The organism is Cetobacterium sp. ZWU0022, from assembly GCF_000800875.1.
In the GTDB taxonomy this organism is placed as follows: Bacteria; Fusobacteriota; Fusobacteriia; order Fusobacteriales; family Fusobacteriaceae; genus Cetobacterium_A.
Genome location: NZ_JRJZ01000191.1, coordinates 1 through 16,251, shown reverse-complemented (window position 1 = coordinate 16,251; position 16,251 = coordinate 1). Strand labels below are relative to the sequence as shown.

General features: G+C 33.3%; 10 protein-coding genes. 7 read left to right on the top strand and 3 right to left on the bottom strand.

The features are described from left to right. The first annotated feature begins 2 nt into the window (after positions 1-2). The 5 genes from L988_RS12795 to L988_RS12775 all read left to right on the top strand — a co-directional run bounded on the left by L988_RS12795 (position 3) and on the right by L988_RS12775 (position 6,926). Entirely contained in the window at positions 3-1,064 is a 1,062-nt protein-coding gene (locus tag L988_RS12795; RefSeq protein ID WP_047384837.1) for an efflux RND transporter periplasmic adaptor subunit, read from the top strand. A gap of 1 nt (position 1,065) precedes the next feature. Further along, positions 1,066-4,092, top strand: coding sequence for an efflux RND transporter permease subunit (locus tag L988_RS12790; RefSeq protein WP_047384834.1), 3,027 nt, complete (start codon positions 1,066-1,068; stop codon positions 4,090-4,092). Positions 4,093-4,100: 8 nt separating this feature from the next. Further along, positions 4,101-4,904 (top strand): MerR family transcriptional regulator, encoded by an 804-nt coding sequence (locus L988_RS12785; RefSeq protein ID WP_047384833.1) that lies wholly within the window; start codon positions 4,101-4,103, stop codon positions 4,902-4,904. 98 nt (positions 4,905-5,002) lie between these two features. After that, positions 5,003-5,353, top strand: a complete 351-nt coding sequence (locus L988_RS12780) for a hypothetical protein (protein WP_047384832.1) — start codon at positions 5,003-5,005, stop codon at positions 5,351-5,353. Positions 5,354-5,504: 151 nt separating this feature from the next. Then, positions 5,505-6,926, top strand: coding sequence for a helix-turn-helix domain-containing protein (locus L988_RS12775; RefSeq protein WP_047384831.1), 1,422 nt, complete (start codon positions 5,505-5,507; stop codon positions 6,924-6,926). Between the two features lie 73 nt (positions 6,927-6,999). On the opposite strand, the gene L988_RS12770 is transcribed toward L988_RS12775, so the two are convergent. Then, on the bottom strand, positions 7,000-9,711 hold the full coding sequence (locus L988_RS12770; protein ID WP_047384830.1) for a hypothetical protein: 2,712 nt from the start codon (positions 9,709-9,711) through the stop codon (positions 7,000-7,002). 299 nt (positions 9,712-10,010) lie between these two features. On the opposite strand from L988_RS12770, the gene yjeM reads away from it, so the two are divergent. Further along, positions 10,011-11,525 carry a glutamate/gamma-aminobutyrate family transporter YjeM gene (yjeM, locus tag L988_RS12765; RefSeq protein WP_047384828.1) on the top strand — a complete coding sequence of 505 codons (1,515 nt, stop codon included), beginning with the start codon at positions 10,011-10,013 and terminating at the stop codon, positions 11,523-11,525. Between the two features lie 39 nt (positions 11,526-11,564). Further along, positions 11,565-12,947, top strand: coding sequence for an aminopeptidase (locus tag L988_RS12760; RefSeq protein ID WP_047384826.1), 1,383 nt, complete (start codon positions 11,565-11,567; stop codon positions 12,945-12,947). A gap of 25 nt (positions 12,948-12,972) precedes the next feature. Here L988_RS12760 and L988_RS12755 read toward each other — a convergent pair whose 3' ends face one another. Both L988_RS12755 and rfbB read right to left on the bottom strand, forming a co-directional pair. After that, a complete protein-coding gene (locus tag L988_RS12755) occupies positions 12,973-14,976 on the bottom strand; it encodes a GGDEF domain-containing protein (RefSeq protein WP_047384824.1) in 2,004 nt (667 codons plus the stop codon). Between the two features lie 197 nt (positions 14,977-15,173). Next, the coding region (rfbB, locus tag L988_RS12750; protein WP_047384823.1) for a dTDP-glucose 4,6-dehydratase at positions 15,174-16,251 on the bottom strand (1,078 nt) is incomplete at its 5' end.

Sequence of the window (16,251 nt, the reverse complement as noted above, 5' to 3'; positions counted from 1 at the left end):
CAATGAAAAAAATATTATCAGCACTACTTCTTACTCTAGCTTTAGTTGGATGTGGTAGCGACAAAAAAACTGAAGTTTCTGCACCTGAAGTTGTAAAAGATGTAAAACTTCAAGAGTTAAAAACTCAAACTGTAAATACAACAAAAACATATAACGGAGATATAAAACCTAAGATGGAGATAGGGATTGTAACTCCAACTGGGGGATATGTAAAAGATATAAAATATAAAAATGGAGACTCTGTTCAAGCAGGAGCCACTATTTTAACTCTGACTGATGCCGCTACTGAAGCGAGCTACTACGAAGCTGAGGGAACTCTTATAAAAGCTAAATCGAGCTACAATACAAATAAAACATCTTTTGATAAATACAGCACTCTTTTCAATAAAAAGCTGATATCTGAAGAGTTATATTTAGAATCTAAAAACAAGATGGAAAGTAGCTTAGGTGATTTAAAAATCGCTGAGGCATCATACATCAGAGCTAACGACAACTTCAAAAGACTTTTTGTAACTTCAAGTATCAGTGGTGTTGTCACAGATTTAAATGTAAAAAAAGATGAAAAAATTAACTCTGTAACTAACCTTGTAACTGTTGTTCAAAATGATGAGATGGAGATTGTTGTCGCTATCAGTCCAGAGGATATCGGTGGTATATATAAAGGTAAGGCTGCAAAAGTTACAGTCTCTGCTACTAATAAAACTGTGATTGGTTCAGTAAGTGAGATCAATCTATCAGCTAATTCTGATACAAAGAGATTTGAAGTTAAAATAGCCCTTCCTAATGAGGATAAAACTCTTTTAAAAGGTATGTATGGAAAAGTTGAGATGGTCGGTGCTGAGGTTAACGGTCTTTTCGTTCAAAAGGAAGCTGTTATGATAAAAGATCTTTACTCATATGTAGCTATTGTTAGAGATGGAGTTGTTTCTATATATAAGGTTAACCGTGGAGTTTCAGAGGGAAATCTTCAAGAGATATTCTTCAACGAATTCAAAGAGGGAGATCAGATTGTTGTTCAGGGTCAATACCTTCTAAATAACAACGACAAAGTGAGGGAGATTTAGTATGAGAATACTTTCAGAATTTTCCATTAAAAAGCCAGCAACGGCAACTATGGTAGTTATCTCTATGATATTCTTCGGATTCTTAGGTCTTTCGAAGATGCCTATCGAGATGATGCCAAACACAGCTAACCCAACTGTTAGAGTCACTATTGAGTGGAAGGGAGCTACTCCTGAAGATGTCGATAAGATGATTACAAAAAAAGTAGAGGATATCCTTCCAAATGTCGATGGTATCACAGAGTATTCATCAACTTCAAGCTCTGAGACATCTAAAATCAACGTTAAATTTAAATATGGTACTGATATTGAAACAAAGATAACTCTTATTCAAAATGAGATTAACCAGATTAAAAGTAAGCTGCCATCTGATATAGAGGAACCATCTATCAGAGAGCAATCTATGGGTTCTATTCCAGCTGCTGTTTTAACTATGTCCGGTGGAGACCCGATGGAGGTTAGAACTTACGCTGAGAACTCTTTAAAACCACTTCTTGAAAGAATCGAGGGTGTTTCTCAAATCATCATCTTCGGAGGAAAAGAGCAAGAGGTTTTAGTTGAGATCGATCCTGAAAAACTTGAAAACTATAACCTGAATGTTATGCAGGTTTCTGATATAATCTCTAAGGCTAGTACGACTATCCCAGGAGGACAAGTAAAAGAGGGAGAGAAGGAGTTCTATATAAAAGTTCAAGGTGAACTTAAAACTCCAGATGAGATTGCAAACATAATTTTAAGAAATAGTAACGGTCATCTTTTAAGATTAAAAGATGTAGCCGATGTTAGAATTGATACAAAAGATCCTTCAAACCTATTCAGAAAAAATAGAGAGGATGGACTTGTAATCGTTGTTGCTAAAACAGATGATGGAAACGCTATTGAGATTGTTCAATCTGTGAATAAAGTTTTAAGCAGTGTTAAAAACTCTGTACCTTTAAACTCTCATGTGGATTATGATTTCGATTCAACTGTTATCATAATGAACTCTATAAACAACGTAAAAGAAACTGGATTCATAGGACTAGCTTTAGCTTCTATTATCCTATACATATTCCTGAAAAGTATATCTGCAACTATCGTTATAGCGGTTGCAATACCTATATCTATAATATTTACATTCTTCCTGCTAAATGCTCAGGGACTAACACTAAACCTTGTATCACTGATGGGGCTCTCTTTAGGAATAGGAATGCTTGTGGATAACTCGGTTGTTGTACTAGATAATATCTATAGACATATGACCGAACTGGGAAAAGGTAAAGTTGAAGCGGCAATGGATGGAGCTGCTGAGATGGGACTGCCTGTTTTAGCTTCAACTCTTACAACGGTTTCGGTATTTTTACCTATCGTTTTCCAAGAGGGAATGGCTAAAGAGCAGTTTAAAGATCTATCTTACTCTATCTCATACTCGCTTCTTGCGTCACTGATTGTCGCTTTAGTTTTCGTACCTATGGCTTCGAGTAAGATTTTAAATGAGAAAAAGGATCTGACTTCAGAAGGAAAAGTTATTAAAAAAGTAAAAAGAGTATATATGTCTATCTTAAGATGGAGTATCAAAAATAGAGGGATCGCTGCTATTGGAACTGTGCTTCTTTTCGTAGGATCAATATTTGCTGCTTCAACTTTGGGTGGAGGATTTATTCCTACAAGTGACGAGGGAAGATTCGCCGTTGTTGCAAAGTTACCTTCAAGTGCTGATATAAATATGAGTGATAGAATTGGAACTATTCTAGAGGATAAAGTTAAAAATATCTCTGTTGCTCAATCTTATACAATGTCTGGTGATACAACTAACGCCATCGTAAATATAAACGCTGGTTTAAAAACATCTAGAGATGAGAGTATGACAGATATCATGAAAAATCTGAGAGAGACCTTCGTGAGTATCCCGGATGTAGTTTTAACTATTGTTCCATCATATGTATTCGGTGCGGATGGAATCTATGATTTAGAGTTTGAACTTTACTCTGACAATGAGATTCAACTACGTGAAATCTCTGAGCAACTAAAATCTAGGATGTATAATATAGATGGAATCACAGATATATCATCGTCATTTGAGGGCGGTAAACCCGAAGGTAAAATCATAGTAGACAGAGAGAAAGCTAAGTTCTACGGAGTGGATATTGAAACTCTTGCTCTTATGATTAAAACCCAAATTCTAGGTGATCAACCTATAACTATAAACAGTGATAACCAAGAGATCGACGTAACTGTTCAACTTCAAAGAAAGTATAGAACATCAACTGATCTTCTAATGGATTCTAGAATCACTTTAGACAATGGAAAAAATATTAGAATCTCTGATATTGCAACTCTTTCTATCGAAGAGGGGCCATCAAAGATTGAGAAGAAAGATAAAAAGAAAAAAGTTGTTCTTTATGCTAACTTAGAAAGTGGAGCTGATCTTCAAGGAGCTAAGACATCTCTTATCGCAGCCTTTGATGAGCTATCGCCACCTGAAAGTGTAACATATGGATTTGGTGGAGATTCTGCAGATATGGCTGAGATGGGAGCTCAGATGGTTATCAGTTTCCTTGTAGCTATCTTCTTAGTATACTTCATACTAGTTTGGCAGTTTGAATCGTTTATTCTACCATTTATCATAATTCTTTCTATCCCTCTATCAACTATGGGAGCACTTTATAGTTTAGCACTATTCAGAGTTAACTTAGATGCTATGGTTGCGGTTGGATTCGTTATGCTAGCTGGTATAGTTGTAAACAATGCCATCGTTTTAATCGACTTTATCAATATCAGAAGAGAGAGAGGAGACAGTATCAATAGAGCTATCATAATCTCTGGTAAAACGAGACTTAGACCGATTCTTATGACAACACTGACAACTGTTCTTGGAATGATTCCACTTGCTCTTAGTAACGGAGATGGATCAGAGATGTACGCTGGTATGTCATTCGTTGTTATCTTTGGTCTTTCAACAGCCACACTGTTTACACTTATAGTTATTCCAGTGTTCTACTACTTAGTAGATGACTTGAAAAAATTCGTAAAAAAAATTATTAAAAGATAGGAGAAAATATGTTTGATGACTTTTTTACAATTGGAGATGTGTCTAAATCTACAAATATTCCAATATCTACACTGAGATATTATGATAAGGTTGGCCTTCTATCTCCAGCCTTTAAAAATGAGGAAACAAGCTATAGATACTACACTCCAAAGCAGATTATAATGCTAAAAATTATAAACCATATGAGAAATATGGGCTTCTCAATCGAATATATCAAAAGTCATTTTGAAAATATGAACTATGACCACACTCTAGAGCTTTTTCAAAAGGTTCTTTTAGATACAAAAGCCGAGATAAAAAGACTTAAAAGTGTTGAGAAGGAGCTGATTGAAGCTTGTAATAGATTTAAAACTAGCTTTGAACTTGAGCAGAAAGTTGGTATTCCATTTATCGAGGAAACCCCTGGTATCAAAGGGGTTATCTTCGGAGGAGCTACCCACTCTCTGCCAGAGCTACACAAAGCTCTTAAAAATGTGGATGATTTTGAGTTAGCTAACAACCTTCATCCTGTTCTGAGAGGTTTCAAAGTATCATTTAACAATTTTGAAAAAAATAGATTTACAAAAGACCATCTTATTGTTAGTATGAGAGAGGAGGGTGCAAACCTTTCTGTCATCATTCCTGCAGGTAGGTATGTATGTGTATATGGAAAAGGAATTTTTGAAGAGGATGATATTGTTGAAAAACTTTTAGTTTGGATAAAAGAACAGGGGTATACACCAAAAGAGGATTTCTATCTCACTTTTACCGACCTTATTATGTTTAAAAGTAAGAAGGATTTCCTTTATCTTTTAAGAATCCCTATAATTTGAAATTTATTACAATAAAGTTTGCATAAAATTTCAAATAGATAATTTTTTCACTTTCTTATATAATTAACATAGATTGATATATTTTAGGAGGAATAACAGTGAGAAAAATAAAAATGCTTGTTTTAGCAGCTACTTTAAGCTTATCAGCTTTTGCTGGAGTTGTTAACGGAACAGTTACAAAAATCAGAACTTATGACAAAGGAAACCAAATCAGATTTGAATCTAAAATACCTAACTTAAGCTTCCAAGTTAGAAAAGTTGATATATTAAAAGCTATGACTAGAATCGGAAAAGTAACTTCAGTTGGAGATTTAGAAAGAAACGGATTAATCGCTAGCGAAGATAGAGCTGTAGTTATCCAATTAGACAGAGTAAAAGATGGATTACACATCAAATCAAGAAACCACTCAATGTTCGTAACTGAAAAAGAGTTAGACAAAGTTAGATAATCTTTATCTTAGTTTGTTATAATACGAAAGCCCAGTATTAGAGAGTATTCTCAACTACTGAGCTTTTTTTTATTTGTATATATTGTGATTTTACTGTAGAATATTACTATTAACGTTTGAGTTTCTACACTCTTAAGAAAGGACAAAAGTGATGTTTTTAAATAAAAAATCCCTGTATATACTAAGTTTATTTTTCTCACTAAACAGATTTAGTTACTCTGATTTAGAGAAAATTTTACATATAAAAAAACGATCTATCGATAACAATATAAATATTATAAATGACTTTTTAGCTAGCTATAAAATTCAAGGAATTCAAAAGATGAAGGATCTTTTCTTCTTAAGACCTTGTACTATAAGTAGAATCAAAGAGATTTTACAATTTGCTCCTCTATCTGTTACAGAGAGAAAGGAGTATCTTTTACTACAACTTTTTTTTGAAAATACAATCAATTTAAATGACAATACCGATAAAATTCAAACCACTAGAAGAACACTTAACTACGATTTAAAAGATATAAAAGAGTATTTAGAAAGTAAAAATCTAAAAATAGATAGCGTTTCAGGAAAGGGTATATTTTTAGATGGAGATGAGAGAGTCATCCGTGAACTTTTCAGTATTCACCTGACAAAGTATCTTATAAATAAAAATATAAACCACAATCTTTTCACAGATTTAATAAACAACTACTTCCACGAGGATACGATAGAGTTCAATAAAAACTTTGTTCTTAGACTTTTAAATGGAATATCTGTGACTCTTGTGACTGAGGATTTCTATAAAATTGTAGCTATCCTTCTAATCAATCCTCTGAGAGAAAATAAATCTACATTTGAGAATGAGTATATACCAAAAGAAAAAGTTATATCTCATAAGTTCTATGGAAAAACTGCAAAGTTTTTAAAAGCTCGAGGTCTTGATTATTTAAAACCCTATGAGTTAGACTCTATTATCGAAACTCTTTTCTATCTCGATACAAAGAGCTACGACGAGTTAGATGAGCTGACATCTAAGCTGATAAAAGAGATCGATCGTGTTTTCAATATCGATTTGACTCAAAATTTTCAAACTGTTATGAGAGTTTCAAATCTTTTAAGAATTGGAAAGCTGAAAAGTGAGTATAACTTCTATGAGAATAAGGAGGTCTACGGACTAAATAAGCATCAAAAAGAGGAGTATAAAAAAATTGAGGATATTTTAACCTCACTCTCTTTAAACTTCTACTCTGAAGATATCATATACCTTGGAATAGTTTTGAAAAATCACTATGAGAATAGTCAAGTTGATAGAACAAAGCATAAGCGTGTCGTGATTGTAGATGATACCTTTGACCATATGTATGGAAGTCTTCTGTCAAAATACTTAAAAAACTTCTCATTTATCGAGGTGGTTAAAATAATTGAAAGCTATGAGATAAACTCACTTTTAGAGGATCTATTTGAAGTGGATTATCTTATCACAATCGACGATCTACAAAATCTCAAACTGAACATCCCTCTTGTTAAGATAAATCGAGAGCACTTCTTAGACAACACCTTCGATCTATCTCAACTGAGCTTAATTTTAAAATAGTTTTACAACTAAACCAAAAGAGGTAGAGCATCAAATGCTCTACCTCTACTTTTAAACGGGGGATTTTTAAATCTTATAAACTCTCTTTTGTAAATCTATGAATCTCTACATCATTTATTATTGCCCAATCATTTTCAGCCTCTGAAACTCTCACAACAACCTCGTTTGTTAAATACGGTGCTACTGCTTTAATCTCTTTGTGAGCATTCACATAGTTTGTTGAGTAATCTGAAGCTGCAAGCTCTACTAACTCACCTGTTAAAGGCTCTTTTACTAAAAGTTTAAACTGTCTTACAAGCCCTGATGATTTGCTTCTGTAGCTCAGAAGTTTCATTGAATCAACTAAGAACAGATCTGCAAACTTTATTGTTACATCTGTGTACCCTTCACTTGTAAAGAAATCAGATGTGTAGTAACTCGTTAATGATGCATCTCTTAAATTGTCAACATTATTAAACTTTCCATGAGATGAAAGTAAAGTTGATCTATTTAGATCCATCTTTGAATCCTCTGCTGTTTCACCTAAGAATGATTCGAAATTCATCTCATTTGTAGTAACATTATTTACAATTGAAACTCCATGTAATACAACCTCTAACTTTGTAGCACAAAGAACTGGTAGGTGTACAACTACAAATGATCTACTTTTGAAGTGCTCTAAAACATATTCACACTCTTTTCTTCTCTCTACACCTAAGGCATCACAATATTTCACTTCAACGTGAGATGGGAATCCTTCTGAAGATATCTGAATCTTATTCAAAACTCTAACTCCATCTACAGGTATCTCCACAGTTACAGATTCACCAGTTGGAGCATTTAAAATCTGCTTTGCTATCTCCAATCTTTCTGTGAATCTACCATTCAATAGTGCTCTTGACTCTAACTCTTTTACAGTCTCAACTGTTACACCTGCTTTTAGTGCAGTATAAGTTGCATCTGTAAATATTGCATCTACCTCAGTGTCTAAAGTCGTATATTGATATACTCTCATCTCATTGATTCTAGCTTTGAAATCTTTAGCGTCATGGATTCTAACCATTAGTTTATCTGTGTAGTATGGCTTTAACTTTGTTACCATATACTCATTTGTAACACCATTTCTCTCTCCAAATCCTAGACTTACCCATTGTCTATCGTGAGTTCCCTCATCCCAGCTAAGTCTAGCAGCTGAGATATCCTCTGCTAAGATTTCAAACTTATTGATATGCCCAACTTCCCCTGCAAAGAAGCTCATTATATCAACTTGACCAACGAACATCTCCTTTTGTAGATATATTTTTATATCTGCACATCCAGCTGATCTAAAATCAAGACTTCTATAGTATCTATCCTCTCTTTTATCTCCAAGTCTTAAAAGATTGTTTTCGATTGGATCGATAGCTGGTCTCATTGGACCACCTGGATAACAAGGTGGACACCATCCATGTATTGGAGTATCCTCATAAAGAACCATCAGTGGTTCTACAAATGTTCCATCCATATAGCACTTGTTTATCTCTACCTCTGTATCTTTCTCCTCAGTCAGGAAAGCTCCATCTAAAGGCAGTGACTTATACTCAACAAACTGTACCTCATTCGCTCCGTAGATTAAAATCTCAACTTCATCACTTAAAATTCTCAGCTTTCCAATAATTGGATGCTCAACACCAATTCTTACAACACCGTTTGTTATATCCTCTGGATACCAGTAAAGTCTTCTAGAACATAGGTTTCCAGCTATATCCTTATACTTAATAACACCTTTTAAAATATCTCTGCTGTTTGTAAAAGCGATATGGTTAACAAGTGTTATCTCTTTTAAATCTAATTTTAAAATTTTCGCTTCTATATTTTCTCTATCTATGTATAGATCACTAGCTATATCTAGCATTCTCATATAGTCCTCAGTGTAGATTACTCTCTCTTTTAAAGCTACGATAGTCTCTTGAGTTACGTTGCTTTTCAATCTAGATAGAGATGCTGATGTGAATAGATCCATCAGTTCTGTTCTGATTGTTGAGTATTTTGTGATGCTTACATCAGCTAAGAATATCTTGCTATCAGTACTCTTTGTTACTACTATACGAAACTCATTAGCTAAAACTGGTTTAAATATATGTGTCGCTGTTTGAGAGTGATTGTTTACAACAGTTATAAACTCTTTCCATGCATCCTCTTCAGAACTTCTGTAAGAGATTGTGTAGTTGTTTAAAACTTTTGTATCATAGATAGTTGAGAAGAATTTAAAGTGATCAACTAAACAAGTTGTTCCTGTTTTTATGATAACCTCTCCAAATCCTTCGGCTGTGTAAGGCTCACTTTGGAAAATACTGTGAACATTATCATTCAGTGCATTTGTAATTACAAAGTTTTCCTCATGATTTTTATTACTTTTTATAGTCATCTTGCTGTTTTCTAAAAGATGACCGTGAGGTGTGTCTTCAGACTCTTTAAATTTAGTTTGGTCAAGAGCAACTATTTGAACACCCTCAACTCCATATTCATATATATCATAACCGTTGATCTCTAATTCGTAGTCCTTCATGTAAAAGTAATCAAACTCTAAAACTACAGATTCCCCATTTTGAATTACATTTTTTACATTTTTTACAATCTCGTAACCATAGCTATCAGTATACTTCACACTTCCGCTAACTATTTTACTTTTAGAACTAAATTGAATTTGATTTCCAACAATCATATCCTCAGTTCTCATTTTAAAGAATAATCCTTCAAGATGCCCACTTCTATTTCTAGAATTAAGAACCTTTAGATACTCAGTTGTATTTTTTCTCATTTCCACTGTCAATCCTCCCGTTGTTCATGTTTATCAAATTATTTTGAATTAATTTTACATAATCGTCCAAAAGAAGTCAACTTTTTTATTTTTTTAAACCATTTTTTAACAGCTTAAAGTAATTTTATTTTTTATATAAAAAAACACACGTAAAAAACATATGGTATTTCATTTTTATATGAACTGTGCTAAAAATGTAGTATTTTCAATATTTTATAACAAAAAAGTTTGACTTTTTAGAAATAAAGGAATATAATTCGCTCTGTGAGATTTTAATAAAATAACATTAAACGGGGAGAGTTAAAATGGCAAACACACACACAGGCAACAAAATGAAATTGATACCATTGATTCTAATGATTTTCACTTCAGTTTTTGGTTTCAATAACATCCCAAGATCATTCTATCTTATGGGATACTCTGCAATACCTTGGTATATCTTCTCTGGGGTACTATTCTTTATTCCTTACGCATTTATGATGGCTGAGTATGGTTCAGCTTTCAAAAAAGAGACTGGTGGTATCTACTCATGGATGGAGAAATCAGTTGGACCAAAATACGCATTCATCACAACATTTATGTGGTATTCATCATACGTTATTTGGCTAGTAAATATATCTTCTGGAATTTGGGTAGTTGTATCTACAGCTGTTTTTGGAAAAGATTTAACTCATCAGCTAAATCTATTTGGATTAAATTCAACACAGAGTATGGGTCTTTTAGGGGTTGGACTTATAACGGCATTCACTTATATAGCTTCAAAAGGTTTAAACAAAATAACTAAAATCGCTTCGATTGGTGGGGTTGCAGTTACACTTTTAAACTTAGTTTTACTTCTTGGTTCACTTATTGTTTTCATCAACAACGGATTCACTTTAGCACAACCTATCGAATCTATAAGCGGTGCTTTCTTCACATCACCTAATCCGAACTACTTAAGTGGATTATCTATAGCATCATTCCTAGTATTTGCTATCTTTGCATATGGAGGAATCGAGGTTGTAGGTGGATTGGTTGATAAAACAGAAAATCCAGAAAAGAACTTCCCAAAAGGGATATCTATCGCTGCTATCGTTATAGCTGTTGGATACGCTATTGGAATCTTCTTTGTTGGAATATTCACTAATTGGGAGTTTTTAATCAATAAAGGAAATGTTCACATAGGTAACTTCTCATATGTTTGTATGGAAAACCTTGGATATCAAATAGCTATCTCTTTCAATCTAAGTGAAGCGACAGCTGTTACAATCGGACAGTTCATGTCTAGATATATGGGTATATCTATAGTTCTTTGTTTAACAGGAGCTTTCTTCACTCTTATCTACTCACCTTTAAAGCAACTGATTGAGGGAGCACCAAAAGAGATGTGGCCAGCTAAGATATCAGAGATTAAAGATGGAATGCCTCAAAACGCTATGTGGTGTCAATGGGGAATCGTTGTTCTATTTATTTTAGGAATAACTTTCGGTGGTCAAGGAGCAGAGGCTTTCTTTATGAAGCTGACTCTTATGACAAACGTTGCTATGACAATACCATATCTTTTAATAGCAGCTGCATTCCCAATATTTAAGAAAAATGATAAGATTGAAAAACCTTTCGTTATATTTAAAACTGATTTCTCAGTTAAAATAGCTACATTCTTCACTGTACTACTTGTTGGATTTGCCAATATAGCTACAATCGTAGAACCAGCTTTAAATGGAAAGATAGATGATACAATTTGGATGAGTATTGGACCAGTATTCTTCATTTTATTAGCATTAACTATTTACAAAAGATACGAAATAGGGTATCTTCATAAGAAGGAGCATTTAGCTTAAACGCTCTTGAACAAACAGAAATTAAATGGGGTGAAAAATATGTTTAGAAAAAATGGTTGGACAAAAGAGAGAGTTGAAGATAAAGCTGTTATATTCGATTTCTCAGAAAACTACAAAAAGTTCTTAGATGATGGGAAAACAGAGAGAGAGGTTGTAAAGATCAGCAGAAAGTTAGCTGAAGAAAACGGCTTCGTTCACATTGAAAATGTAGAAACTTTAAAAGCTGGAGATAAAGTTTATTTTATCAATAGAAATAAAAATATCGTTTTAAGTGTTATCGGAGAGGATGATATTTTAAAAGGAATCAACTATATTGTTTCTCATATCGATTCACCAAGAATTGATATAAAAGCTAATCCACTATATGAGGAGTTAGATTTAGCATATATGAAAACTCACTACTACGGTGGAATCAAAAAGTACCAATGGGCAACTATCCCTCTTGCTCTTCATGGAGTTGTTATCTTAGAGGATGGCACAAAAGTTGATTTGACAATTGGAGAGTGTGAAAACGACCCTATCCTTATGATACCTGATCTACTTCCACACCTTTGGGGGAAATCTCAAGCTGAGAGAAAGGCTCCTGAAGTTTTCCTAGGAGAGGAGCTACAGATTTTAGTTGGTTCTATGCCTATGTATTTAGAGGAGTGTGAATCAAAAGAGCTTATCAAAACTCACATCTTAGAGATTTTAAAATCGAAGTATGGTTTTGGTGAAGAGGATTTCGTTTCAGCTGAGTTACAACTTGTTCCAGCTGGAAAAGCTAGAGATTTAGGATTGGATAGATCAATGGTTGCTGGGTATGGACAGGATGATAGAATCTGTGCTTACACATCACTAAAGGCTATCTTAGATTTAAAGGCGACACCAAAGAGAACTGTTGTGTGTTTCCTAGCTGATAAAGAGGAAACTGGTTCGAATGGATCAACTGGTCTTCAATCAAACTACTTAGAGTATTTCACAACTGAGCTTATTTTAAAGGTAAAAGGTAGCTTCAACGCTTTTGATCTTCAAAAAACTCTTTGGAACTCAAAGGCTTTATCTTCAGATGTTAACGTTGCTATGGATCCTATCTTCAAAGGGGTTCACGACTCTATGAACGCAGCTAAACTGAACAACGGTATAGTTATCACAAAGTATACTGGTGCTAGAGGAAAAAGTGGTACAAATGACGCTGATGCTGAATTTGTTGCAGAGATTAGAAATATGTTAAACAAAAATGATATCGTTTGGCAAATCGGAATGCTTGGAAAGGTTGACGAGGGTGGCGGAGGAACAGTTGCTATGTTCTTAGCTCAAAAAGGGATTAAAACTATCGACGTTGGTCCTGCTCTACTTTCTATGCACGCACCTATGGAGATCTCATCAAAACTTGATGTTTATGAGACTTACAGAGCTTACTTAGCTTTCTACAATCTATAATTCACATAAAAAGAAGAGGTTGGATTTAACTATCCAACCTCCTCTTTTTATACCACTCTTTTTTCCCTCTTTTAGCTTCATACATAGCTAAATCTGCAAATTTAAATGCCTCTCTCATAGAGACTTCTCTCTTTTTAAAATAGTAACCCAAACTAAACGTGACTCCATATTTCCTCATCAAATGTGATTCTTCAAATATTCTTTTCAATTTTTTTATTTTTATCTCTACAACAGATTCATATGAAGAGAATACATAAAACTCATCACCAGAAATCCTAAACACATAGTCATCCTTAAAAACAGCATTTAAATATCTCCCAGTTTCGATAAGAATCTCATCACCACAATCATGCCCATAGACATCATTTGCATTTTTAAAGTTATTTAAATCTAACAATATTGTGACTCCACTAGTAGTATCGTTACTTTTACAAAATTCATTATAAACTCTTCTACTATAAAGTCCAGTTAACTCATCTCTTAAAAGCTCTTTTGTTTCCTCTTTTTGTTGCATATTTTTCACTGTTTGATTTACTCCAAATACAAATATAATTATTATAAAAGGAATCGTTACATTTACCAATTTGTGGTAACGTTCCCGCTCTCTAAGATCATTTTTCTTCTTATCCAAACTCGATATATCTAAAAACTCATTCATATTTACCATCTCTGTTAAAGCTTTATCCAAGATATTTTTCAATATAACATTATCTTTTCTCAAAGCCAAATTAAATGGTACCTGTTCTAAAACATTTATATCAAATCTGTTTAAATCATACCCCTCTGTAGTCAGCGTTATTATTGATGATAACCGTCTATTTTTGAAAGCTGCTACCATTCTATTTTTATCGACATATCTCTCAATTTCAGATTCTAAAAAGTGTTCTTTTGCTATCTCCTCTTCAACAGTATCTTTTAATACACCAACTTTAATTTTATTTTGATATAAGACTTCTATATTATCTATTCTATATACATTTAAAGAACACAACTTTTGTGTGAACAGAAACTTTTCTTCTCTCTCCTTCGTTTTCGAGAGAGTTAGTATATCTAAATTTCCATTTTCAAATTCAGAGTATTTCTCATCCCATTCAGCACCTCTTAAATTTTTAGGTTCACAAAAAACTATATTTAAATTATTGAGTAGATAGTTTAAAAAAATATGTAAAACTCCAGTATAGTTGTTTTCATTTGATATATAGCTTATCTCCTCTACATTTGCATAACCTATTTTTAGATGATTCAAATTTTTTATATATATCTTTTCATCCTCTGATAAAACCTTATCAAATTTATTTTTAATAACACTTTGTTTTCTATTCTCTAAAGAATCGTTCATATCTTTTATATATTTTTCATCGAGAGCGTTGTTTATTATCTCCAATAGATCTATATTTTTTTTATGAACTCCTATTGCATTTTTAGGTAATTTTCCTATCTTTAACTTATTCGTTTTTTCTATCAGATTCATATCTGAATCCACGTAATTAGCATATCTATCTCTATCTATTCTATCCACTCTTATTATATTCAAATCCAAATCATTTCTATAGTTAATTCGCTCTAAAAAACTTTCATACACTGTATCTTTTGTTACATAGACATCTTTTCCTTTTAAATCATCTAGGTGATTCAATCTTTCGCCTTTAGCAACAACAACCAAAGTTTCATTTAAAATTTTATTTGAAAATAGTGCTAACTTTTCACGCTCTGGTGTTCGTGTCAAAAAAGGTATAAAATCAATCTCTCCCTTTACAAATCCTTCATATATCTCTGGCCAATCCCCTTGCCTTATCTCTATATCCAAATCTAAATAATCCTCGAAAAGCTCTTTAGCTATATCGTTCAATGAGCGTCCACCCACTTTATCCTCTCCAAAATAAAGAGTTCTCAAACCCAAAACATATCTCTCTTTTCTTGCTTTCTCAAGAGTTTCCCGCTCCTTAATATTTCTTGGAGCATATTTTTCTCCTCCAAATACACTTATAACACTTAAAATAAAAATTAAAAAAATCTTTTTAATTCGCACGTGTTCCCCTCCTAAAACAAACAATCTTCCCCTAAAAAAAAAGTTATCACGAATGATAACCTTTCCCTAAGTTTTTCAAATTGTGAGAATTTGATAAAACTCTATCACTATATTCTACAATATCTTTGATTTTTTTGTAACTTGAAATTTTTTTAATTTTTTTTAAAATCTCTTCTAGAATAATTTTATGAACAAATCTATATTTTTGTTGAAGATTCTTCTACTTCTAAGACCCAAGCTTGGTTATGCAGATACCATCTGATAGTTTTTTCAATTCCCTCTGTGAAGGCAGTCTCTGGATACCATCCCAACTCATTCATAATCTTTGTAGGATCAATAGCATAACGACTATCGTGTCCTAACCTATCCTGAACATGAGTTATAAGGTCATAATTGATATTCTCTAACTCTGTAGTCAATAGACTTCTGTATTGTGGTTCATCTCTCATAATTCTGGCTATAATATCTATAGTCATTTTTACAATATTGATATTTTGTTCCTCATTGAATCCACCGATATTGTAAATCTGGTGAGTTGGTGCCTTAGACAGTACCATATCGATTCCTTTACAGTGGTCCATAACAAAAAGCCAATCCCTTACGTTATCTCCCTTTCCATAAACTGGTAACTTCTTACCAGCTAAGATATTCTTGATGATTAAAGGAATCAACTTCTCTGGGAAGTGGTAAGGCCCATAGTTATTAGAACATCTTGTTATATTGAATGGAAACTTATATGTTTCACCATAAGCCACCACCATCATATCGGCTGAAGCTTTCGATGCTGAATATGGACTACGTGGATCAAGTGGAGTTCTCTCTGTAAACATCGGGTCATTCAAACCTAAACTCCCATATACCTCATCTGTTGAAACGTGATGGAACTTCTTTCCTTCTTTATAGATAGGATAGCCGTTATCATCCTTTCCAACAGTCCAGAAAGATTTTGCAACCTCCATCAGGTTTTGTGTTCCAAGAATATTTGTCTCTAAAAATATCCCAGGATTCTCTATACTACGATCCACATGAGACTCAGCAGCAAAGTTAACGACTGCATCTATATCATGTGCCATAAATATATTTTCCACTAACTCTCTATTACAGATATCTCCCTTAAAGAAAGTTACTCTGTTATCCTTTAACTCCTCTCTTATAGTTCCAAGATTTCCTGCATACGTTAACTTGTCTAGGATAACTATCTCTATATTCTCATACTTCTCTAACATATATTTTACAAAGTTAGCACCGATAAATCCAGCACCACCTGTTACAAGA